Here is a 20,505-nt window from a genome sequence, read left to right on the forward strand (position 1 = left end):
TCCAACATCCCCACCTGAAACTGGAGCATCTAAAGAAAAAATGCCTTTGGTCTTCGCTTCATCATATATCTTAACGGCTAGAGATGGTTTGGAGGTTGTCATATCAATAGCGGTCAGTCCTGGTTTTCCATTATGGATAATCCCATCTTCTCCTAAGTAGATTTCTTCAACATCACTTGGATAACCAACTATAGAAATAATCACATCCATATTTTGGGCCAATTCTTTCGGGCTTGAACTCCATATTGCCCCTTCATTAAGAAGTTCAATCGCTTTTTCTTTAGTTCGGCTATAAACACTTACCGGGAATCCAGCTTTCATTAAATTTCTAACCATGGATTTTCCCATGACACCAGTACCAATGAAACCAATCTTATTTTTTTGATTATCCATCCATATGCCCCCAAACAGGTGATTTATACTATGTATTATAACATTAGTCAGATACCGGTTCTTTTATTTATAATATAAAAAAACCGATCGAATAATCGATCGGCATCAATGGGGGAAATGAGAATGTTAGCCACAAAGAGCTAAACTACTGTGCATATTATTTATTACCCCATAGATTGACTACTAAACCAAAATTATTAAAAAGTTACAACTTTTTTTACTGCTTCGATGACTTCATCATTTGTGCTAAGCTGAAGGACATCTTTAGCTAGAGTTTCCATTTCTTGTTTAGATAATTGGTGAACCAATGATCGTGCTTTTAAAATGGATGTTGCACTCATTGAGAACTCGTCTAATCCAAGTCCTAGCAAGATTGGAATGGCGATTTCATCACCAGCCATCTCTCCGCACATTCCTGCCCACTTTCCTTCCTTATGTGCCGCATCAATTACCATTTTAATTAATCTAAGAATCGAAGGATTATAAGGCTGATATAGATAAGAGACTGTTTCATTCATGCGGTCTGCTGCCATCGTGTATTGAATTAAGTCATTCGTTCCAATGCTGAAGAAATCTACTTCTTTAGCAAATTGGTCTGCTAAAACTGCCGTGGCAGGAATCTCAACCATAATTCCAAGTTCAATCGAATCAGAAACTTGAACACCGCTTGCCACTAGATTCTGTTTCTCTTCTTCAAGAATGGTCTTAGCTTGTCTGAATTCTTGTAAAGTCGCAATCATCGGGAACATTATTTTTAAATTCCCATAGGTACTCGCACGTAACAATGCACGAAGTTGTGTACGGAAAATTTCTTGTTCCTCTAAGCAAAGACGAATCGCCCGATAGCCTAAGAAAGGATTCATTTCCTTTGGAAGATTTAGATAAGGAAGTTCCTTATCCCCTCCAATATCAAGCGTTCGAACGACAACTGGCTTACCAGACATGCCTTCAAGAACTTCACGATAGGATTTGAATTGTTCTTCCTCGGTTGGTAATTGATCTCTTCCCATATAAAGGAACTCAGTTCTGTAAAGACCTATTCCTTCACCACCATTTTCAATTACTCCTTTTAAATCTTTAGGAGTACCGATATTGGCAGCAAGCTCCACATGGTGGCCATCCAATGAAACCGTCTTTTCGTTCACTAGTTTAGCCCATTCAGCTTTTTGTTTCTCATATTGAGAATGAATCTCTTCATATTGCTTCAAGAGTTCAGGGGTAGGATTAATATGAATTTGACCATTCAATCCATCGACAATAATGATTTCCCCATTTTGTATGGTACTAGTGGCTTCCTTCGTACCTACTACAGCAGGTATTTCCATTGAACGAGCCATGATGGCCGAGTGGGATGTACGTCCGCCAATATCAGTCGTGAATCCTTTAACAAATTTACGGTTTAATTGTGCGGTGTCCGATGGTGTCAGGTCCTCTGCAACAATAATCACTTCTTCCGCTATCATGCTTGGATTAGGAATTTTAACTCCTAACAGGTGTGATAAAACCCGTTTTGTCACATCACGAATATCGGCAGCTCTTTCTTTCATATATTCATTGTCCATTTGCTCGAACATATTAATGAACATATCTGCAGTATTCCTTAATGCAACCTCAGCGTTTAATCCCTCTGAATGAATTTGATCCTCAATAGGATTAATCAATTCTGGATCGCTTAAAACTAACAAATGGGCATCAAAAATGGCTGCCTTATCCGCACCCAATTCTTGATCAGCCCGATCACGAATCAATTGAAGTTCTGACTTAGATTCTTCCATTGCTGCTTTAAACCGGGATACTTCAGCCTCCCTGTCAGCGATTTCATTTTTAGTTACAGTAAGGTCCGGTTCAATCAAGCGGTATGCCTTGGCGATTGCAATTCCATTCGATGCTGCGATTCCTTGAAGCATGGTTGACATTATTCTGCCAAGCCTTCACGTTGTAGAGTTTCTTCTAAAGTGCGAAGAGCATCTTCTTGGTCGCTTCCTTCTGCGGAAATTGTAATATCGGCACCTTGGCCTACACCTAGGGACATAACACCCATGATAGATTTCAAGTTAACTTTTTTACCTTTATACTCCAGGTTGATTTCTGAATCAAATTTGCTAGCAGCTTGTACTAAAAGAGTTGCTGGACGAGCATGAATTCCTGTTTCTGCTGTTACTTTAAATGTTTTTTCTACCATGATCCTGATCTCCTTTTTTAAAAAAGAATATATTTTAATCTACTTTAATTGAACTATGTACAATTAAAGAATACCCCAATTGAATAGAATGTATGTTTAGCGATTGGGGCATTGATTATGCCAATTAATCGGCTGTGATTTTAAAGGAAGGTTAATACCTTCTTATACTTGAAATCCTACATAAGAATGAATTTAAAATCAACTAATTTAGCATTCAGAAACTTGTATTTTTATGTGAAAACCCTTTCATTATGAAGATGCTGGGAAGAACTGAAAAATAAGGATTGTTTTAATGAGATTATCATAGAAGATTCGACGATTGAGGTTTAATCAATACATTAAAAGCTACCCTTGTTTTAGTAAGCGCAGCCTGTTTAAGTGGAAGACAGTTAACATTTTGATTTTCAAGAATAGAAATCAGATTTTGCATGGTTCTAAGAGTCAGTTCTAATGACTTCCGTAAATCCTTCGAATCAATTCCTTCACTTTCATTTAATATGGATTGTAGCATTCTTCCATTTAAATCTTTCATACGACCATAAATCAGTTCATCCTTCATCGTTTTCACCCCATTTTGTTAATAGAAACTACACCTAAGTTTCTTGTTATTACCCTATATTCTGTTCGGGAACTTTAAACAGCCACTTCTTTTGCTATACCCAGGATAATTATAGGTAGTATAAAAACTATGATTGGAAAACTTATTTAGAACGTCATTAAGTGCAACTGATTATTGAAAGTGATCAGTTCTTACCGCTGTCTATACTCTGTTCAAAAAAATGACAGATTGTTTGCTAATTAAGTTAAAAGGTCGTCTAAAAGAGATGTTAGTGATAAGATTTTCCATGTGGATTGATACAGATTCACTCCACATTAAAAAATGGGCTAAAAAATTTTAACCTGCTTTCAATCTAAAGTAATAATTGATAACCAACATTTACAACGAGGTGTTCACATGCTAAAACATCATTACTCTAAACCTTCCTTTAAACATTTCATGTTTCCTATATTGATTTTTATACTATTAATTTTAAGTGGTTGTTTAGATTCCTCAAGTAATTTAAAGGAAACTCAAACACAAGCTCCTGAAAAGGAGACCTATGTCCAAATTGTAAAAGGATTATCTGCAAAAGAACCTATTGGTAAAGTTTTAACTGTTGAAATTATGAAAGTAATTGATGGCGATACAATACAGGTGAAGCTGGATAATGGAAGCATAGAATCTATAAGACTTTTATTGGTTGATACTCCTGAAACCGTTCATCCTTCGAAACCTGTTCAACCCTATGGAAAAGAAGCAAGCTCTTTCATGAAAGAGACTTTGCCACCTAATACAAGTGTCACCATAGAGCTTGGGATATCAGAAAGGGATAAATATGGGAGATTGTTAGCATATATGTATAAAGAGAATGAAATGATTAACGCTATCCTTTTACAAAAAGGACTGGCTCGTGTAGCTTACATTTATCCACCCAATACGAAATATATAGACGAATTACAAAAACTCCAAAGTGATGCCCAGAAAAAGGGTATAGGCATTTGGTCTATAGAAAGCTATGCGACTGAATCAGGATTTAAATCAAAGCACTTTTCGGGTAATACTTCCAAGGATACTGAGAAAGGCATTTCATCAAAATGTTCTAATCCAACAATTAAAGGAAATATCACTTCCAGAGGAAAAATTTATCATATTCCATCCGGACAATATTATAAAATCACCAAACCTGAACGATGGTTCTGTACTGAAGGTGAAGCTATAGAAGCGGGGTTCAGGAAGTCGAACTCATAATAATTTTATTGCTTTTTTAAGTAAATTTTCGCAAAATGTAGCTATAGAATGGCTATTTTTGAATTGGAGAACTTCTATGATGAAATATAAAAGAGACGAACCTTTTCGTTATCAATTCCCAGAACCGATTAGTGGTCATTTTGTTATTACCAGCATTAAAGGATTATCTGGGCAAAGTAAAAAAGGAAAAATCGAGTTATTGGATATCAGTCAAAGAGGCTGCAAATTCCAATCACTATTGGACATTCCAATTACAAATGGAATTATGTTTGAAATCACCATAACATTGAACGGAAATCTTATTACTCTGCCTGGAAAAATAGCCTGGAAAAAAAGAAAGTTAAAACTATATGAGTACGGTTATTCCATAGAAACCGATGAAGAATTGGAAAAAGTGATTTTAACTGAAGTAAAAGAATTTGTACGAAACAAAAGGAAAAACGAATTTTGGTAAAAAGACGATACCAGCAATGACTGAAGTAAGGCATCCATTGTATTCATTTGACAAAACTTAACTCTAGTAAATAATTACAGTAACTCATTTAATTGCTCACCTATTATTCAATCTTCCATTTTACTGTATTAAAGGGTGAACCAAACATGGTTCACCCTTTGTTTTATTCTTCATATATCATTTTTCGAGTCATGCCACCGTCCACAATAATATTTTGTCCGTTAATAAAATCGTTTTCTGGATCAGAAAAATAGAAACATGCCTTCGCGATATCCTCTGGTCGACCTACTCGATTTGACCAATGTTGAAGGTGGTCATTTTTATTTAAGCCCTCATAACCCACAGTTTGAATCCAACCTGGACTAATGCAATTTACAGTTATCCCCTTTATTTGCAAGGAAGCTGCTATGGCATGCGTCAAAGAGACGATCCCTCCTTTTGAAGCAGCGTACGCCTCAGAATTTGGCTCTGACATTTCAGCTCTAGTTGATGATATATTGATGATTCTCCCACCTGGTGGCATGATTTTTGCAGCCTCCCTTGAGACTAGAAATACACTTCTTAAATTAGTGTGAATAATATCATCCCATTCTTCAAGGGTTAAATCCAAGAAAGGAATAGATTTAGAAATACCTGCGTTATTAATCAAAATATCTATTTTTCCAAACTGCTTGTCCACTTGATGAATTATTCTCTTAACATCTTCTTCAATTTTTACATCCATATGGAAGAATGTTGCAGTTCCACCTTCATCTTCAATTTCCTTTTGAACTTCTTTGCCCCTAACGTCATCTAAATCTGCGATGCAAACTGTAGCACCTTTTTGGGCAAATCCTTTGGCAATCCCTTCTCCAATTCCATTGGACCCACCCGTAATAACCACTATTTGCCCTTCGAATTTTTTAGACATCTATATAAACCTTCCTTTCATGAACTTTACTTCCTCTTAACAAATTTAACTCTTCATCCGTCTAATTCAAAATGACAGTACTTAAAAATATGCCACTTCTACACTATTACACAATAATTCTCACTTAAAACTACAGATTTTCGCTTGGAAATAATCTTTTCTATCCAAGGAAATAAATTAAAGAACGATTACCTTATTACCAAATATTTATTTATAGTTGGCCTACCTAGGAATATTGAAAAGTGCACTTTTCACTTATGGAAGTGGAAAGATTGGATTCATTCGAAATTTTAGTAGAAAACTGCTCTCCCATAATAAATAGTATTATTCAATCACTTGGTATTTACAAAAACAAGGATGAGTACTTTCAAATTGGACTAATTGCATTATGGGAAGCTACTGAGAAATATGATTCTAGTAAAGGGGGCTTTACTACCTTTGCGTACTCTATAATTCGTGGACGAATATTAAATCATCTACGGAAAGAACATCGATATGAGACTTGTAATCCGACGTACGATCCACAAGTGGAGGAATACTATTCACAGTTAAGCTACCTTCCGGAATATCTTCAAGAAGAAATTGTCTGGCAGTATTGTTATCACCTTACAGAAAACCAAAAAAAGTGGATTAAAGGAGGTATATTAGAAAGAAAAGGTATTAAAGAAATAGCAGTTGAACATCATGTATCGGTTGAAACAGTTAAATCCTGGAGAAAACTGGCTCTAGCCAATTTAAGGGCGGTAGCAAATATGATGTAAACAATTACGAATAATGATTCCCATTTCTTTAGACTGGTGGAAGCTAGAATTACTCTTTAACAATTAATTACAAAAATAAGGGTCAAGCCTACTAGTTAATAAAATCTAGTAAACTTGACCCTTATTAATCAATAATTTGTTATCTGGCCTTTCTCAACCTTTACTCCGTAGGATATGTTTTGCAGGTGTTTCCAGACCACTTGTTTTGTATCATTAGATTGCGTTTTGATTTGATCTTTGTGGATTATATAAGGCGAAAAATTCATAGTTATTGTCTTATTTTTAATATCTAAATGTAATAATCCAGTTTGAGCCGTCGCTCCGGTAACATAGTCAGGAAATAAAAAATTCCCTAAGGAATAGGCGATGGGCTTTCCTTTATAATATTCGAAACCTTGTAACACGTGGGGATGACTACCAATAATACCATCTGCACCAGAATCAATCATTTTCCTTGCCCAGTCCCGTTGGAAACTTTCTGGGCGATTGCTCTTTTCTTTTCCCCAATGGATATAGACAAATAAAAAATCCGCTCCAACCTTTTCTTTGCGGAGTATTGATTGGATTTTCCTTAAGTCATACCCGTTAGCAATGCCCATAGTATTGTTTCCCGCTCTCCAGCTGCCGTCAGGTAATACCCTCGAAAATGCTACAAACCTTAATTTTTTCCCGTTTATTTCTTTAGTATAGGAGCGGAATGCTTCAGTCATATTCCTTCCAGCTCCAATAGATGGCAATCCCGATTTCTTTAGGTGTGTTATCGTATCCAGCAGACCTTCTTTTCGATAATCGAGTGTATGGTTGTTTGCCAATGATACGAGACCAAAATTAGCATTTAACATACCTTTTATTGCTACAGGATCGGATTTGAAATTGTAGGTTTTCGGGTAGGTTACACTACGGTCCGTAATAGCTGTTTCAAGATTTGCTATCGCAAAGTGGCTTTTCTTCAATTCTGGTGAAACATATTTGAAAGGGTAATCAGCCCCATGTTTTTGAATGGATTTTTTTATTGACCAATCCATCATAACATCTCCAACAAACGTTACTCGAATCGGTGAGTATAAATCAATCGCATTCGACTTGGAAATATACCCGGTTCTTCCAGCTAGCTCGATGGTAAAGGTGGAGCTATCCATTTTAACAAATGGATAGGTTTGACCCTTATATAAGGTGATGAATGGTTTTTGTTTTCCATTTTTAATGATATAGACAATCGAGTCTTTCTTTATTTGTATAACACCCAAATTCTTAAGTTTATTTGATTGGATTTCAAATGGACGTTTATCTTCCCTAAAAGTATGATGTTTAGCTATGTATGCTTTTTCGTTCCCCAATTGAATGACATGATAGTTACCTTCTTCTGCGCTCCTTTGAAATCCCTGTCCCTTATGTGCTACTCCAATTTTGACAAGCTTTCCCTGCTTCTTTGTGAAGATAGGTAAATCATAGATATCAGTAGAGAAATAGATGGTATCTTTCGTAAATGGCTCAGCAACGTCATTACGATTTAATAAAAAATACCTTTGTCCAATGGAAATTTTATAATAAGTGTCGCTTTTTTCAATATAATTTACTATTACACCTTTATGTAATAAACCTTTTTTATCACTATTAAGGGAGGTTGAATCCTTTATTTCTGTTTCCTTTTTAATAGTAATTGACCCTTTGATTGTTGTGTTTCCGTGGAACGGGGAAGAATCTTCTACACTCTTATAAATTGCATCTGTTTTACTGATATAAACAGATGTTTGCCCAAACTTGACTTGAAAATAATCTGTATGTTCTTTTTCCAACTTCAATATTTGATTGGCATTGAGTGTACCGAGAACTATTTTTCCACTTGTAGAGCTAAACATAGGAGTATGGTTCGTGGTAGAAATATAAGCTGCTTCATCTGCATTCGTTATGGTTAGATGGGATACAAGTATGGTCACTATGAACACCGTATAAAAGGAAAATTTACTATAAAAACGTTTCAAACGACAATCATCCTCCCTCTCTTGCTTGTATTTCTAATTTTATAGCAAGAAAAAAGAGGATTGTGTCGAAATCAAACCGCAAAATTTGTAACATTATGCCGAGATTAACTTCTAGCTTCATCCATGTATTGATATTTTACACTGCCACCTTGTTGTGCGATGCCTCGAAAATGCTTAAAATCTTCTCTTTTCACTAAGAAAAACCTAAAAGTCAGGAAGTCTTCCTTAGATACGGTATATTCATTCAGCTCCTTTGAAGCAAGTTTATCAAGGATTTCTTCATATAAAGTTTGGCTCATAAGCATACCCCTTCACTTAGATAATCTTCAATTTCATTCGTATTCTACATGAAAAATCATTGGTTCAAAAGATTGTGAGATATTAAATTGAATATTCTCAAAAAATCCAAAATAATAGTTTGTAATTTTACAATTATTACAATATAATATATTAACACTTATCATTCAATGATTATAGTGGTTCAAAAATGTTTCACCTTCGTGTATTTCGAAAATTGTTCCTTTCAAATAGTTAATAAAGGTGTGAGTTGGGATGAAGATTGCTGAAGTTGGTAATGTAATTGAATTTAGAGATGGATTAAAGGGAGTCGTCGAAAAAGTAAACGAAAATTCCGTTATAGTTGATTTGACTATCATGGAAAATTATCGTGATCTTGAACTTGAGCAAAAAACGGTTGTGAACCATAAGAATTACAAAATAATACAACAATCCGTCCAAAATTAATTTGCTTATTTAGAGAGTTTAGTAAACGTTTTCAAATCGTTCCATAATTTTTAGCCGACCTTAAGATGGTCGGCTTTCTTCATGCCTAATTCTTTATTTCCGTCTATTCTTGATCTAACTGTTTAAGTGATTTTACTTTTCCATGTGGTTTTTGATCTTGTTTACGAACAGTCCATTGACGTTCCTTTTCCTTTTTAGACTTTGACACAAAATCACCTCCAGATTAGTATTTTGTCCTAAACGAGAACTGTACTTCTCCCCAATTTTACCCATTTGCCTTACTTCTCTTTAAAAACCACTTTCATTTCTGATAGAATAAGCTTTGTTGTTAGGAGGGAAAATTCATTATGAGTAAATTGGCCACGGACGTTCGTCTGATTGGCGGGCTCCTTTTCGCCCATATTTTGTTGTTTTTTTGTTACCAAGAAAGTCCTGTTGTTTTTTGGTATTTATATACAGCCACTTCACTATTTTTAATTAGTATTGCAATTATTTCAGAGAATATAGACGATCAATTGTCCATTGCATCCTATTTATCATTTGGTGTAATATCAGGTCTACTTTTATATGGAGTATTTTGGATTGGAAACTTTGTTGTTGAATTAGGTAACCTACGTTATTTATCAAATCAAATTGCGGAACTCTATAATGCCTATAGTCCGACAATGGCTTGGCATTTTGCACTTTTGATATTAATCATTATTCCCGGTGAAGAAATCTTTTGGAGAGGGTTTGTCCAAAAAAGATTATATCAATATTTCTCAAATCCAACTTTTATCATTCTTCTGTCTGCTGTATTTTATAGCTTGCCTCTTCTTTACGCACAAAATCTTGTACTTTTGTTAGCTGGTTTAGTATGCGGCATCATTTGGTCATCATTGTACCACTGGAAGCGCAGTATTCCCTTGGTGATTATTTCACATCTAGTTTTTGACTTGTTATTACTGAAAATCTTACCTTTACAGTAACTTTTTGGTTACAGCTTGTCCTACTTTTACTATAATAAAAATATGGCAAACAGTTTTGTAATAGGGGGACAACTGGATGACGAAATGGAAATGGACTTTTGCAAGCTTGGCGATTTGTTCTTTGATACTAGCTGCATGTGGATCGAACGACGCTTCTAAAGAATCGACTGCTTCCGGTGAAACTACCTCACAAAATGAGCAAAAAAACTCGGAATCAAATGAAGCAACTGCAGAAACTGATTTAGAAAGATTACAGGAACAACCTTTGACTGTATTGGTTAATGGTAAAGAAGAAGAACAAACTGCTTCCTTACAGAATAGTGATAATCAAGGTTATTCGATGTTTGTACTTCCAGAATACGAGTTATCCGCTGAAGAACCGTATAAGGATATTCTCTATGTGAAAGAACATGATGATGTGTTCATGCGAATTGAGCTTTTAGAGGACACTCCTGACTTTGTACAGGAAGAAGAATACATGAAATCTCATCTTAAAGCGATAAGCACAGAAATACTTCAACCTGAGGAAGAATATTTCAAGTTTGAAAATAGTGTTTCTTACCAAGCATCCAATGAAGAAGAGACAGTAACTACTGTTTTAATTAAAGATTCTACAAATCCAATAAAGCTAACAATCTTCACCAAACAGGGCGAAGACCATAGACAAGCTTTCTTGGAAATGGCAAAAACCATACAACGTAATCAATAGTCGATACGCGAGAATAGAAACGAGCCAACTAATTAGTGGCTCGTTTTTTTGTAGCAAAGCTAAAAAAGAATATGGATTCCTTACCAAAGGTCAGTAAGATTAGATGACTAAGTTATTTTTGCAGTTGAGTGATCTCGGAATAATAAAAACAGAAAAACAATACTTATGTACCCGAACAAAGGATATAAAAACGATAGAAGAATCCCATATTGTATTTTACTAATAAGAAAGGAAACTCCGAATATCCCTACAATAATGACACTCCCTCGAATCTTTAATATAGGTTTAAGCTGTCTTTCCAATCCAAATGAATTTCCGATAATACTGGTGAAAATTTCACCATAAATGATAAAGATATAAATCCAATAAAACTGAGGTGCTAAGAACTTCATCACTTCAGCTGTAGGTATCTCATAGCCTGCAACATTTGGTAAAGTGATTAAGGACAAATGGCTGCTTAATAGGATAATTGTTAGCAACAAACCTCCAAGAATCCCCCCTGCCTTTACTATCTTTTCATCTTTTATATCATTGGCCACTGGAACAAGAACTGCTTGTGCCAACGCCAAATTAAATGCTGCATATGACAACGGCGATAACATCATTTTCCAAATAGGAATCGATTCAGGAATGGCAAAAAAATGAGACCTGTAATCTCCTTGAGAAACGCTGACAACACATAATAAAACACTAAAAAATATCATTACGGGTACGACAAAACTATTTACTGCAAACAAACCTTTTACCCCAAATGATAAAACTATAAATGAAAGAATCATCGTTAAAAATATACCTGTTGTTTTCCCAATCCCTAGCTGTTCATCAAAAACCGCTCCTGCCCCTGAAAACATAACGGAGGTAACCCCCATCAACATAATAAAAAAAAGAAGGTTAATGAAAGAAGACAGTCTCCTTCCAAATAAATGTTCATTTAACTCTTGATATGATGCAGATTTAGTTCGAAGGGCCAACAACATCATCTTGGTACCAAAGTATATAAAAATGAACCCTGCCACTAATACACATAACGTACCAAACAACCCGTATTTTGAAAAAAATTCAACTATTTCTTTTCCCGTCGCAAATCCCGCCCCTACTACTGTTCCAACATAGACAGCAGCAATTTGGAAAGCTCCTGACCATCTCCCCTTCATGTCCACTTCCCCCTTCACATCATGTATATGAACCTCATATAGAAAAAAGACAAGCAAAACTTGTCTTTTCGTAAATTACCTGCCATATAATAACTGACTGCCTAATACTTGAAACCATGGTAAAATAATGGGGAATGAATTGAAAGGTAGTTATCATTATGCAAATGGAATTGATTAGTCATCGTAATGTTATATTAGTAAAACTACTTACTGTAATTTTGTTTGTAGATACAGTATTTTACATCCTAATCGAAAAAGATTTGGCTATCATTTGGCCACCATATGGTTACCTATTATTAGGACTAATTTGGGTTTGTGTAATATCCAATCTGAATCCTAAGGTTGTAATGTATATCATCGTATCTTCACTATTGGGTTTTACTTTTTACTTAACCATCACCCAACCTTTTTTCAGTAATTTTATTTTTATGATTTTCGCCATAATTGTCTCAACTTTTTATCAACAGAAGACGATTTTAATTTATGCAACGGTAGCATCCATCAGTTTACAAATTATTGCTGCTCTTTTTGTGGGACCAAGTATGATGGTGCGCTCAGATATTTATGAGATACCGTTTTTTATATTGTTTTCAATTTTCACTTTCCTGACCCTTTTATATATGGTGACTCACTCCAATCACCTTTGGGAGAAAAATGAGAGACACGTTACTAAAACGAAGGCTGATTTGCACTCGACAAAATCTCTATATGAATCAATATTTGCCTATTCCCGAGATCCAATAGCCGTCTTATCTGTAACAGGAAAGGTCCTAGAATTCAATGAAGCTTTTAGCAAACTTTATGACATGAAAAATCGTCCAAAAGATCAAATTTCGCTTTATTCAATCTTTCCAGAACATCAGCTTGAAATAGATTCCTACCTTTCATCCGTCTTGGATGGAGAAAGTGTCTTAGGAAAAGAACTGAAAACAATCGATAGTAAAAATGATCTTATAATTGGGGAGGCGACCATTTCTCCTATTTATGATTCTAACAATACCATCATTACTATATCGCTAATTATCAGAGACGTAACTGAACGGAGAAAGCTAGATGTATACATTTCAAACTCTGAAAAATTAAAGGTAACTGGAGAAATTGCAGCTGGAGTGGCACACGAGATTCGTAATCCTTTACAAGTCATTAGTGGGTTTATACAAATGTTAAACGAAGAGGATTCTAAACATTCCACCTATTATTCCTTAATATTGTCAGAAATCAAAAGAATGAACAGTATCATTAGTGAATTTTTAATTCTGTCTAAACCACATGTATCTAATTTTAGTATTCAAAAAATCAGGAAGATACTTGAGGAAGTCATTGTCCTATTTGAACAAGACGCACAATACAAGAATATTGAAATAGTAAGGCAGTACACGGACTTCGATCTTGAAATATTATGTGAAGTAAACCAGTTAAAACAGGTTTTCATCAACTTAGTCAAAAATTCAATCGAGGCAATACCAGATGGTGGCTACATAAAGTTTCAAGTCTCAAGAGTAGATGAAAATAAATTGAAGTTCGTAGTTTCGGACAATGGAGTTGGAATACCTGAAGAGATAATGCGTGATATTGGTAAACCATTCTTCACAACAAAAGATACTGGAACCGGTCTTGGTTTAATGATTACTGAACGAATCATTGAACAGCATCAAGGCACTTTAACCATTTCTAGCACCTCAGGTAAAGGAACAACAGTTGAAATCATCCTCCCCATTAGCCCTTCAAGTATTGCTTATGGTTAAAAGTAGTAATGGGAAAGGCTGGATTTTTAGTAATCCAGCCTTTCCCATTACATTTTTCTAGCAATCAACCATTCTTCCATTTGTGAAACGAATTCAGGCGCCAAAGGAGCATGCATTTTATTTTTAAAGGATTTTATTAGGCTAAGAAACTTTACTTCTTCTTCGTGTATTTTAAGATCATGGCCCATGTCATGTATCGTATGAATAGAAACATCTCCCTTAACCCAATCGCGAAGATTTTCCATTTTTTCCGCTCTAGTTTGTAAATCTTTCGTTCCACCTAAAGCTAATACCGAACATGTTACTTTTTCCAAGTCTTTAATTACGTTATATCCGAATGCTTCTCTTATATATTTTACGGGCATTTTTTTACCATCAATCCGAAGTGAGTTATTCTGTGACTCCATAATTTTTGCCATTACCTTTTTGTCCTTTTTAATGGCTTTATCAACGAGCTTGAACGTTCTGACAAGCCATCCTAAGATCCCTTTGTTTTCCATCAACTCTTTGTAAGTCATTTGTTTTTGGTGGTTTGTTGAACTTTCCATAGTCTCTCCCCCACCAGACACTAATATAATGCCAGCCGCTTGTTGCTTTAGACTGACCGCAGGACATATAAAGCTTCCTTCACTATGTCCAAATAAGAAAATCTTAGTAGGGTCTACTTCTGGGTGCTCCTTTAAGAACTGGAATGCAACATCAGCATCTTCCACTAAATCCAAGAATCCTGTTGTTAAAGGTTCCCCACCGCTCTTTCCAGCTCCCCTTTTATCGTATCTTAAAGAGGCAAATCCCATTCTTGCAAATTCCTCTGCTATTTTTTGATATAAATTACCTACTAGCTTCATTTTTATGTTATTTCCATCTCGGTCATTATTTCCTGAACCTGGTAATATTAATATCACTGGATATTGCTCCTGCTTGATATCTGGAAATGATAAAGTTCCTTTTAGACATACGGATGAATGAATTTCAACTTCTATATTTCTCATAACGCCTACTCCCTTTCATTGCTTATAAGTACCCATTAAACGATTGAAGTTGAAAAAAGTTCAGGTAAAAAATAAATTTTCTAGGTGATTTTACTTTTATTAAAACATTCTACACCTATACAAAAGTTATACATAGTGTATAATAATTACTATCCAAATAAAAAAAATTAAAAGTGAGGGATGTCGGAAAATGAACTTTTTAACTAAGTTTAGTTTAAAAAATGCTGTAGCAGTGTTTATTATTTCTTTCCTGTTAATATTAGGAGGGTTATTTTCTTTTTCTCAATTGAAAGTGGATTTACTTCCGAATATTGAATTTCCACAACTCTCTATAGAAGTTATATATCCTGGAGCTTCACCACAGGATATCAATGAAAACGTTACTTCTAAATTAGAAGATCGATTAAAAGGAATAGATGGAGTCAAAAAAATTCAAAGTTCCTCGTTTGAAAGCATTTCTATTATTAATCTGGAGTTTCCTTTCAGTAGCAATATGGATGATGCCGAACAGCTTGCTAGTAATATTATTAAAGAAGCTAATTTACCTGAAAATGTTCAAACAAAAATTAATCGTTTTTCGTTTGGAACATTCCCTATTTACAATATCTCCTTATTTTCAAAAGAAGGATCAGATTTACAGGGGATTGTAGAAGATACAATAGTGCCAGAGATTAATAAGATTCCAGGAGTAAACAGCGTTTCAGTCGGTGGAATGGAAGAAGAACTACTTCAAATTACTGTGGATTCTGTTAAAAGTTCACAATATGGCATTTCATTATCACAAATTAAAGATGAAATAAATGGGAAAAACCTCTCTTTCCCTGCTGGTAATATTTCAGACAATCAATTGGAAGTTCCAGTAAGGGTTCAGGAAAAGGTAGACACCATCGAGAAACTGAAGAATATTTCAATAAAATCGTCGTTTATCCCTAACAGTCCCTCAATTAAGTTAGGAGACCTTGCTACTGTTGAAGAGGTTACAGAAAAAGAGGAATTTACACGATTTAACATGAAGGATTCCTTATCAATGGCCATCACGAAAAAGCAAGATGCCAATACAGTAGAGGTAGCAGAAAAAGTTCGTGAGGTCTTGGATTCTCATAAGGAAGAACTAGATTATGCAATTGGATTTGATTCTGCAGCTGGGATTGAACAATCAATTGAAACACTAATTAAAGAAGGATTGTTAGGAGCATTATTTGCATCTGTAGCGGTATTAGTATTTTTACGTAATTTCCGTGCAACCATCATTGCCATAATTTCTATCCCGTTGTCTTTACTCGTTTCCTCTATTTTTCTTGCACAGTTAGATATATCACTTAACATTATGACACTTGGTGGAATGGCTGTTGCAGTTGGACGTGTGGTAGATGATAGTATCGTTGTTATTGAGAATATCTTTAGAAGAGTTCGTAAATCCAATAATACGATGAATGACCGGATTATTTTAGATTCAACGCAAGAAATCCTTAAAGCTATCACGTCTTCTACGATTACGACAGTCGTTGTTTTCTTACCGTTAGGATTTGTTGGAGGTATTACGGGTGAATTTTTCCTTCCTTTTGCCTTAACGATTGTATTCTCTTTGTTAACTTCTTTACTCGTTTCCGTTACCATTGTTCCAATCTTGGCAAAATTTTCGTTTAAACATGTACCAAAAGAAGAAAAAGAAGGACGATTACAGAAAGCCTATGGAAAAAGCATTGCTTGGTCGTTGAATCATAAAGGTTTAATTATCTTCCTTTCCATACTTACTTTACTTGGTTCGTCATTCTTAGTAACTAAGTTAGGTTTTACTTTTATTCCGAATGAAGAACAAAAAACATTAGTAGCAAGTATGCAGCTCCCTTCTTCTACTTCATTAGAACGAACGAATGAACTCTCTCTTGAAATAGAGAAAATGTTCGCTGATCAAGAGGAAATTAAAGAAGTAACGGCCGGTATTGGCAGCCGTGATTTTTCTACAGGTTTAAAACGTAAAAACCAAGCAAGTTATTTTATTAACCTAACTGAAAATGTGGATGTAACTGCGTTTATCAAGAGTTTGGAAAAATCAATGGAAGAGATTGTCTTAAATGCTGAACCTGAGACAAAAATAGGAATCCAGGAATTATCTACTGGTGGACCTCCTTCTAACAATAATGTAAACATTAACCTTTATTCTAATAATCTAGATGATTTACAGAAAAGTGCATCGGAAGTAGAAACTTATTTAAATAAACAAAAAGATTTAAAGTATGTTTCTAATAACTTCTCTGAAAAACAAAAACAAATTGTTGTGGATATTGATTCTACAAAGGCTGACGAGTTAGGGCTTTCCGGATTTCAAATCTTAGGTACGATATCTGACCAAACAAAACCAATGACAGTTGGCTCTATGGTGCTAGGTAAAATCGATCGAAATGTCATCTTGTCATATGATCAAGATTCACCTAACCTTGAAAAACTTCAGAAATTAAAGATTTTCACTGCCAAGGGACCTGTTTTATTAGAGGATGTTGCCGACATTAAGGAAATTGATGAATTTACATCTTTACAAAAGCTAGACGGCAAAATTTTTGCACAAGTCTCTGCTCAAGTTACATCGAACAATGTTGCAGCGGTGACAAAGGACGTCATTGGTGGAGTCGAGAAAAACATCCAGTTACCAGATACTGTTAGCTTTGAAGGTGGTGGCGGAAGTGACGAAACGACCGAGACCTTTAAAGCACTTGGATTAGCAATGGTTATCGCCATTGGCCTTGTTTATATCACTATGTTGATAACATTTGGTAAAGCAAGAATTCCATTTATTATTCTTTCATCTTTAATCTTTGTTCCGATAGGTTCCTTCCTTGGACTATACTTGGCTAACGAACCTATGTCTGTAAGTGTTATGATTGGACTATTAATGTTAATAGGAATTGTTACAACTAATGCAATCGTTCTTGTTGACCGAATTGGACAGAATCGTGAAGAAAAAGGTATGTCTGTACGAGAGGCGTTAATTGAAGCAGGAAAAACACGTTTACGTCCTATTCTGATGACTGCTTTCGCTACCATTGCTGCTTTAATTCCATTAGCATTAACTACCTCTTCTGGTAACCTAATATCTAAAGGACTTGCAATTACGGTTATCGGTGGATTAACATCGTCAACGTTGCTAACATTAATCTTAATTCCTGTAATCTATGAATTATTCTTCTATCGTGCTGTAAAAAGGGAGAAAATAAAGGAAACTGTATAGTTTTAGTAACGGGTTCTCTTTTGAGGTGCAAAATCGTAAATAACAGTACAAATAACGTAGTAAAAAGCATGGTGATTAGCAATTTAATCATCATGCTTTTTTGCCTCCGAGTATTCTCCGTCCTACCCGATCAGATAAATAGACGGAAAAATTCCGCTTAATTAGGAAATAGCATTGAAAATAGCTTAATTAGACGGAGAGATTCCGCCTATTGACTCGAAATACATGAAAATAGGGGATTTTGCTTGGTATAACCGGAAAACCTCCCCTTATTTAACCCGAAACGAGCTCCACTCTGAATTTAACCGGAAAATCTCCGCTTATTTTACTTCGCTGGTTACTTAATTAAGGAAGCATAAATACAGCCGAGTTTCCTATCAAATTTATCGAAGTATTAACAACCGTTTTAGCATATAAACTAACAGCATGAGAATGTTTATTCTCACTTTGCTAATTGGTATGCTAATTACAGTGTTAATTCTCAGGTTAAAATACCATAAATGTTGTTAGTCCAATAAAAAATAGCATGCTAAATCATATACGATTTAGCATGCTATTTTTGTTGATTTTTTACATTTTGCACTCCAAAAGAGAACCCGTTATAGTTTTAGTGGGCAATCCCTTTTTAGGGTTGCCCTTTTATTAAGCTTGGCAGGTTTATAAAACTAGACGGCAATTTATCAAATCCTCCAAGATATACTTACATTCCCTATCAAAAAAAATGCACGATCCCTCTAAATCCAATGGGCTCGTGCATTTTTATTATATTTATTAATAACACTATTATAGTGCTTTATCGTCTATAGAATCCAACCAAGCTTCGATTTCACCAACCACTGATTGAACACATCCATCTTTGAATGGAGATATTAAGTTAGCATCCTCTACTAATCCAAGAAATGACTTACTTCCACCTTGTTTGCACAGGTACACGTAGTCATCCCATGCCTTTTCTTTTTCTTCCCTTGATCGTTTCCAGAATTGAAGAGCACAAATTTGAGCCAATACATAATCAATATAGTAGAATGGAGTGCTATAGATATGTCCCTGTCTTTGCCAATATCCACCTTCTTCAAGGAATGGGATGCCGTCGTAATCCCACTCTGGTAGATATTTTTTCTCGATTTCTTTCCATGCTTGTTTTCGTTCAGCCGGAGTCATTTCTGGCTTCGCATACACAACATGTTGGAATTCATCAACTGCTACACCGTATGGTAGGAATGTTAAGGCACCACCTAAATGAGAGAACTTATACTTGTCTGTGTCCTCTTTAAAGAATACGTCCATCCATGGCCATGTAAAAAACTCCATACTCATAGAGTGGATTTCTGCAGCGTCAGATGTTGACCACACATAGTCTGGCACTTCAATATCACGACTACAATACACTTGGAATGCATGACCCGCCTCGTGAGTCAGTACATCGATATCACCAGATGTTCCGTTAAAGTTGGAGAAAATGTAAGGTGCTTTGTAGTTATTAATAAACGTACAATAGCCTCCACTTTCTTTCCCTTTTTTAGCAACTAAATCCATTAGATCAGTATCAATCATATAACGGAAAAACTCACTTGTTTCTTGTGACAGCTCATCATACATTTTCTTACCGTTTTCAATAATCCAATCTGGATTACCTTTTGGCTTAGCGTTTCCTGTTTTGAACTTGAATCCGATGTCGTGGAATTTCAATTCGTCTACACCAATTCGTTCTTTTTGTCTTGCTTTAAGCTTAGAGACGATTGGTACGATAAATTCTTTTATTTGGTCTCTAAAATTAGCCACCATCTCAGCATCATAATCTGTACGTTGCATACGATGGTACCCTAATTCTGTAAAGTCCTTATAACCTAACTTTTGAGCCATCTCTGTACGCACTTTTACTAAATCATCATAAATGCGGTCAAGCTCAGCCTCATGATCTTTAAAGTATTGGAATTTCGTCTCAGTTGCTGATTTTCTCACTTCACGATCCACTGATTCTGTATAAGGATCAAGTTGTGCCAATGTTTTCTCTTCTCCATCAAACTGAATTTTCGCAGAAGCAATCAGTTTGGAATATTCCGTTTTTAACTTGTTTTCTTTTTGCATAAGCGGAATGATTTCAGGACTAAATGATTTCAACTGAGAATCAGCCAAATTAAATAATTGATTCCCCCACTTCTCCTCTAATTCAGAACGGAACTTCGAGTCTACAAGAGCTTTATAGAATTCAGTATATAAATCGTCCATAAGTGGCTGAATTTCATCCATGTATTCTTGTTCTTGTTTGTAAAATTCATCCTCAGTATTGATTGAATAACGGATATAGCAAAGATTGAACATTGTCCCAACTTCATTACGTAACTCATTGATTTCTTCCATCACTACATTTTGAGCTTCAAAAGTATCGGCACTTTTAAACTGTTCAAGAGAGGAATTAAACTTTTCCTTAATAGAGTCAACATCTAATCTTCTATACTCAAAATCTTGGAATTTCATCCTATCACTTCCTTTTAT

The 20,505-nt window shown here is 35.2% G+C and carries 19 protein-coding genes; 8 read left to right on the top strand and 11 right to left on the bottom strand.

Going from position 1 to position 20,505, the window contains the following annotated elements; all coding sequences use genetic code 11:
* The 4 genes from DBX25_RS21260 to DBX25_RS07455 form a co-directional block, all read right to left on the bottom strand.
* The coding region (locus DBX25_RS21260; RefSeq protein WP_240620203.1) for an NAD(P)-dependent oxidoreductase at positions 1 to 393 on the bottom strand (393 nt) is incomplete at its 3' end.
* Between the two features lie 197 nt (positions 394 to 590).
* A complete protein-coding gene (gene ptsP / locus DBX25_RS07445; protein ID WP_108670158.1) occupies positions 591 to 2,309 on the bottom strand; it encodes a phosphoenolpyruvate--protein phosphotransferase in 1,719 nt (572 codons plus the stop codon).
* Positions 2,309 to 2,575: a phosphocarrier protein HPr gene (locus DBX25_RS07450; RefSeq protein WP_108670159.1), complete on the bottom strand. Its 267-nt coding sequence runs from the start codon at positions 2,573 to 2,575 to the stop codon at positions 2,309 to 2,311. The genes ptsP and DBX25_RS07450 overlap by 1 nt, the downstream gene beginning before the upstream one ends.
* Before the next feature lie 301 nt (positions 2,576 to 2,876).
* A complete protein-coding gene (locus DBX25_RS07455; protein ID WP_108670160.1) occupies positions 2,877 to 3,134 on the bottom strand; it encodes a hypothetical protein in 258 nt (85 codons plus the stop codon).
* A 396-nt stretch (positions 3,135 to 3,530) separates the two neighbouring features.
* On the opposite strand from DBX25_RS07455, the gene DBX25_RS07460 reads away from it, so the two are divergent.
* Positions 3,531 to 4,364, top strand: coding sequence for a thermonuclease family protein (locus tag DBX25_RS07460; RefSeq protein ID WP_240620204.1), 834 nt, complete (start codon positions 3,531 to 3,533; stop codon positions 4,362 to 4,364).
* Positions 4,365 to 4,440: 76 nt separating this feature from the next.
* The gene (locus tag DBX25_RS07465) at positions 4,441 to 4,818 is read left to right on the top strand and encodes a PilZ domain-containing protein (RefSeq protein ID WP_108670161.1); all 378 of its coding nucleotides are present in this window, start codon (positions 4,441 to 4,443) and stop codon (positions 4,816 to 4,818) included.
* 163 nt (positions 4,819 to 4,981) lie between these two features.
* Here DBX25_RS07465 and DBX25_RS07470 read toward each other — a convergent pair whose 3' ends face one another.
* Positions 4,982 to 5,728, bottom strand: a complete 747-nt coding sequence (locus DBX25_RS07470; protein WP_108670162.1) for an SDR family NAD(P)-dependent oxidoreductase — start codon at positions 5,726 to 5,728, stop codon at positions 4,982 to 4,984.
* Between the two features lie 272 nt (positions 5,729 to 6,000).
* On the opposite strand from DBX25_RS07470, the gene DBX25_RS07475 reads away from it, so the two are divergent.
* Positions 6,001 to 6,489 carry a sigma-70 family RNA polymerase sigma factor gene (locus tag DBX25_RS07475; protein WP_157950908.1) on the top strand — a complete coding sequence of 163 codons (489 nt, stop codon included), beginning with the start codon at positions 6,001 to 6,003 and terminating at the stop codon, positions 6,487 to 6,489.
* 128 nt (positions 6,490 to 6,617) lie between these two features.
* Here the strand turns inward: DBX25_RS07475 and DBX25_RS21265 are convergent, their stop codons facing one another.
* On the bottom strand, positions 6,618 to 8,471 hold the full coding sequence (locus DBX25_RS21265; RefSeq protein WP_240620205.1) for a CapA family protein: 1,854 nt from the start codon (positions 8,469 to 8,471) through the stop codon (positions 6,618 to 6,620).
* Between the two features lie 104 nt (positions 8,472 to 8,575).
* Positions 8,576 to 8,770 carry a hypothetical protein gene (locus DBX25_RS07485; RefSeq protein ID WP_108670164.1) on the bottom strand — a complete coding sequence of 65 codons (195 nt, stop codon included), beginning with the start codon at positions 8,768 to 8,770 and terminating at the stop codon, positions 8,576 to 8,578.
* Between the two features lie 253 nt (positions 8,771 to 9,023).
* On the opposite strand from DBX25_RS07485, the gene DBX25_RS07490 reads away from it, so the two are divergent.
* On the top strand, positions 9,024 to 9,215 hold the full coding sequence (locus DBX25_RS07490) for a YkvS family protein (protein ID WP_108670165.1): 192 nt from the start codon (positions 9,024 to 9,026) through the stop codon (positions 9,213 to 9,215).
* Positions 9,216 to 9,318: 103 nt separating this feature from the next.
* On the opposite strand, the gene DBX25_RS21270 is transcribed toward DBX25_RS07490, so the two are convergent.
* The gene (locus tag DBX25_RS21270) at positions 9,319 to 9,423 is read right to left on the bottom strand and encodes a DUF6254 family protein (RefSeq protein WP_240338518.1); all 105 of its coding nucleotides are present in this window, start codon (positions 9,421 to 9,423) and stop codon (positions 9,319 to 9,321) included.
* Between the two features lie 139 nt (positions 9,424 to 9,562).
* Between DBX25_RS21270 and DBX25_RS07495 the strand changes: the two genes are divergently transcribed.
* Positions 9,563 to 10,183 (top strand): CPBP family intramembrane glutamic endopeptidase, encoded by a 621-nt coding sequence (locus DBX25_RS07495; protein ID WP_108670166.1) that lies wholly within the window; start codon positions 9,563 to 9,565, stop codon positions 10,181 to 10,183.
* A gap of 76 nt (positions 10,184 to 10,259) precedes the next feature.
* Entirely contained in the window at positions 10,260 to 10,892 is a 633-nt protein-coding gene (locus tag DBX25_RS07500) for a hypothetical protein (protein WP_108670167.1), read from the top strand.
* 107 nt (positions 10,893 to 10,999) lie between these two features.
* Here DBX25_RS07500 and DBX25_RS07505 read toward each other — a convergent pair whose 3' ends face one another.
* A complete protein-coding gene (locus DBX25_RS07505; RefSeq protein WP_108670168.1) occupies positions 11,000 to 12,046 on the bottom strand; it encodes a YkvI family membrane protein in 1,047 nt (348 codons plus the stop codon).
* Positions 12,047 to 12,204: 158 nt separating this feature from the next.
* On the opposite strand from DBX25_RS07505, the gene DBX25_RS07510 reads away from it, so the two are divergent.
* Positions 12,205 to 13,791, top strand: coding sequence for an ATP-binding protein (locus tag DBX25_RS07510; protein WP_108670169.1), 1,587 nt, complete (start codon positions 12,205 to 12,207; stop codon positions 13,789 to 13,791).
* A gap of 47 nt (positions 13,792 to 13,838) precedes the next feature.
* Here the strand turns inward: DBX25_RS07510 and DBX25_RS07515 are convergent, their stop codons facing one another.
* The gene (locus DBX25_RS07515; RefSeq protein ID WP_108670170.1) at positions 13,839 to 14,783 is read right to left on the bottom strand and encodes an alpha/beta hydrolase; all 945 of its coding nucleotides are present in this window, start codon (positions 14,781 to 14,783) and stop codon (positions 13,839 to 13,841) included.
* A 190-nt stretch (positions 14,784 to 14,973) separates the two neighbouring features.
* Between DBX25_RS07515 and DBX25_RS07520 the strand changes: the two genes are divergently transcribed.
* Positions 14,974 to 18,009, top strand: coding sequence for an efflux RND transporter permease subunit (locus DBX25_RS07520; RefSeq protein ID WP_108670171.1), 3,036 nt, complete (start codon positions 14,974 to 14,976; stop codon positions 18,007 to 18,009).
* A 783-nt stretch (positions 18,010 to 18,792) separates the two neighbouring features.
* Here the strand turns inward: DBX25_RS07520 and DBX25_RS07525 are convergent.
* On the bottom strand, positions 18,793 to 20,487 hold the full coding sequence (locus DBX25_RS07525; protein WP_108670172.1) for a M3 family oligoendopeptidase: 1,695 nt from the start codon (positions 20,485 to 20,487) through the stop codon (positions 18,793 to 18,795).
* Positions 20,488 to 20,505 lie beyond the last annotated feature (18 nt).

Origin of the sequence: Peribacillus acanthi (assembly GCF_003073175.1) — a bacterium.
Lineage (GTDB): Bacteria > Bacillota > Bacilli > Bacillales > DSM-1321 > Bacillus_BN > Bacillus_BN acanthi.

What these genes read in the sequence shown, in the direction of transcription:
- DBX25_RS07450 (WP_108670159.1), bottom strand. Translation starts at nt 2,575, where the DNA reads ATGGTAGAAAAAACATTTAAAGTAACAGCAGAAACAGGAATTCATGCT.
- DBX25_RS07515 (WP_108670170.1), bottom strand. Translation starts at nt 14,783, where the DNA reads ATGAGAAATATAGAAGTTGAAATTCATTCATCCGTATGTCTAAAAGGA.
- DBX25_RS07485 (WP_108670164.1), bottom strand. Translation starts at nt 8,770, where the DNA reads ATGAGCCAAACTTTATATGAAGAAATCCTTGATAAACTTGCTTCAAAG.
- DBX25_RS07510 (WP_108670169.1), top strand. Translation starts at nt 12,205, where the DNA reads ATGCAAATGGAATTGATTAGTCATCGTAATGTTATATTAGTAAAACTA.
- DBX25_RS07505 (WP_108670168.1), bottom strand. Translation starts at nt 12,046, where the DNA reads ATGAAGGGGAGATGGTCAGGAGCTTTCCAAATTGCTGCTGTCTATGTT.
- DBX25_RS07470 (WP_108670162.1), bottom strand. Translation starts at nt 5,728, where the DNA reads ATGTCTAAAAAATTCGAAGGGCAAATAGTGGTTATTACGGGTGGGTCC.
- DBX25_RS07490 (WP_108670165.1), top strand. Translation starts at nt 9,024, where the DNA reads ATGAAGATTGCTGAAGTTGGTAATGTAATTGAATTTAGAGATGGATTA.
- DBX25_RS07455 (WP_108670160.1), bottom strand. Translation starts at nt 3,134, where the DNA reads ATGAAGGATGAACTGATTTATGGTCGTATGAAAGATTTAAATGGAAGA.
- DBX25_RS07495 (WP_108670166.1), top strand. Translation starts at nt 9,563, where the DNA reads ATGAGTAAATTGGCCACGGACGTTCGTCTGATTGGCGGGCTCCTTTTC.
- DBX25_RS07520 (WP_108670171.1), top strand. Translation starts at nt 14,974, where the DNA reads ATGAACTTTTTAACTAAGTTTAGTTTAAAAAATGCTGTAGCAGTGTTT.
- DBX25_RS07525 (WP_108670172.1), bottom strand. Translation starts at nt 20,487, where the DNA reads ATGAAATTCCAAGATTTTGAGTATAGAAGATTAGATGTTGACTCTATT.
- DBX25_RS07500 (WP_108670167.1), top strand. Translation starts at nt 10,260, where the DNA reads ATGACGAAATGGAAATGGACTTTTGCAAGCTTGGCGATTTGTTCTTTG.
- ptsP (WP_108670158.1), bottom strand. Translation starts at nt 2,309, where the DNA reads ATGTCAACCATGCTTCAAGGAATCGCAGCATCGAATGGAATTGCAATC.
- DBX25_RS07465 (WP_108670161.1), top strand. Translation starts at nt 4,441, where the DNA reads ATGATGAAATATAAAAGAGACGAACCTTTTCGTTATCAATTCCCAGAA.
- DBX25_RS07460 (WP_240620204.1), top strand. Translation starts at nt 3,531, where the DNA reads ATGCTAAAACATCATTACTCTAAACCTTCCTTTAAACATTTCATGTTT.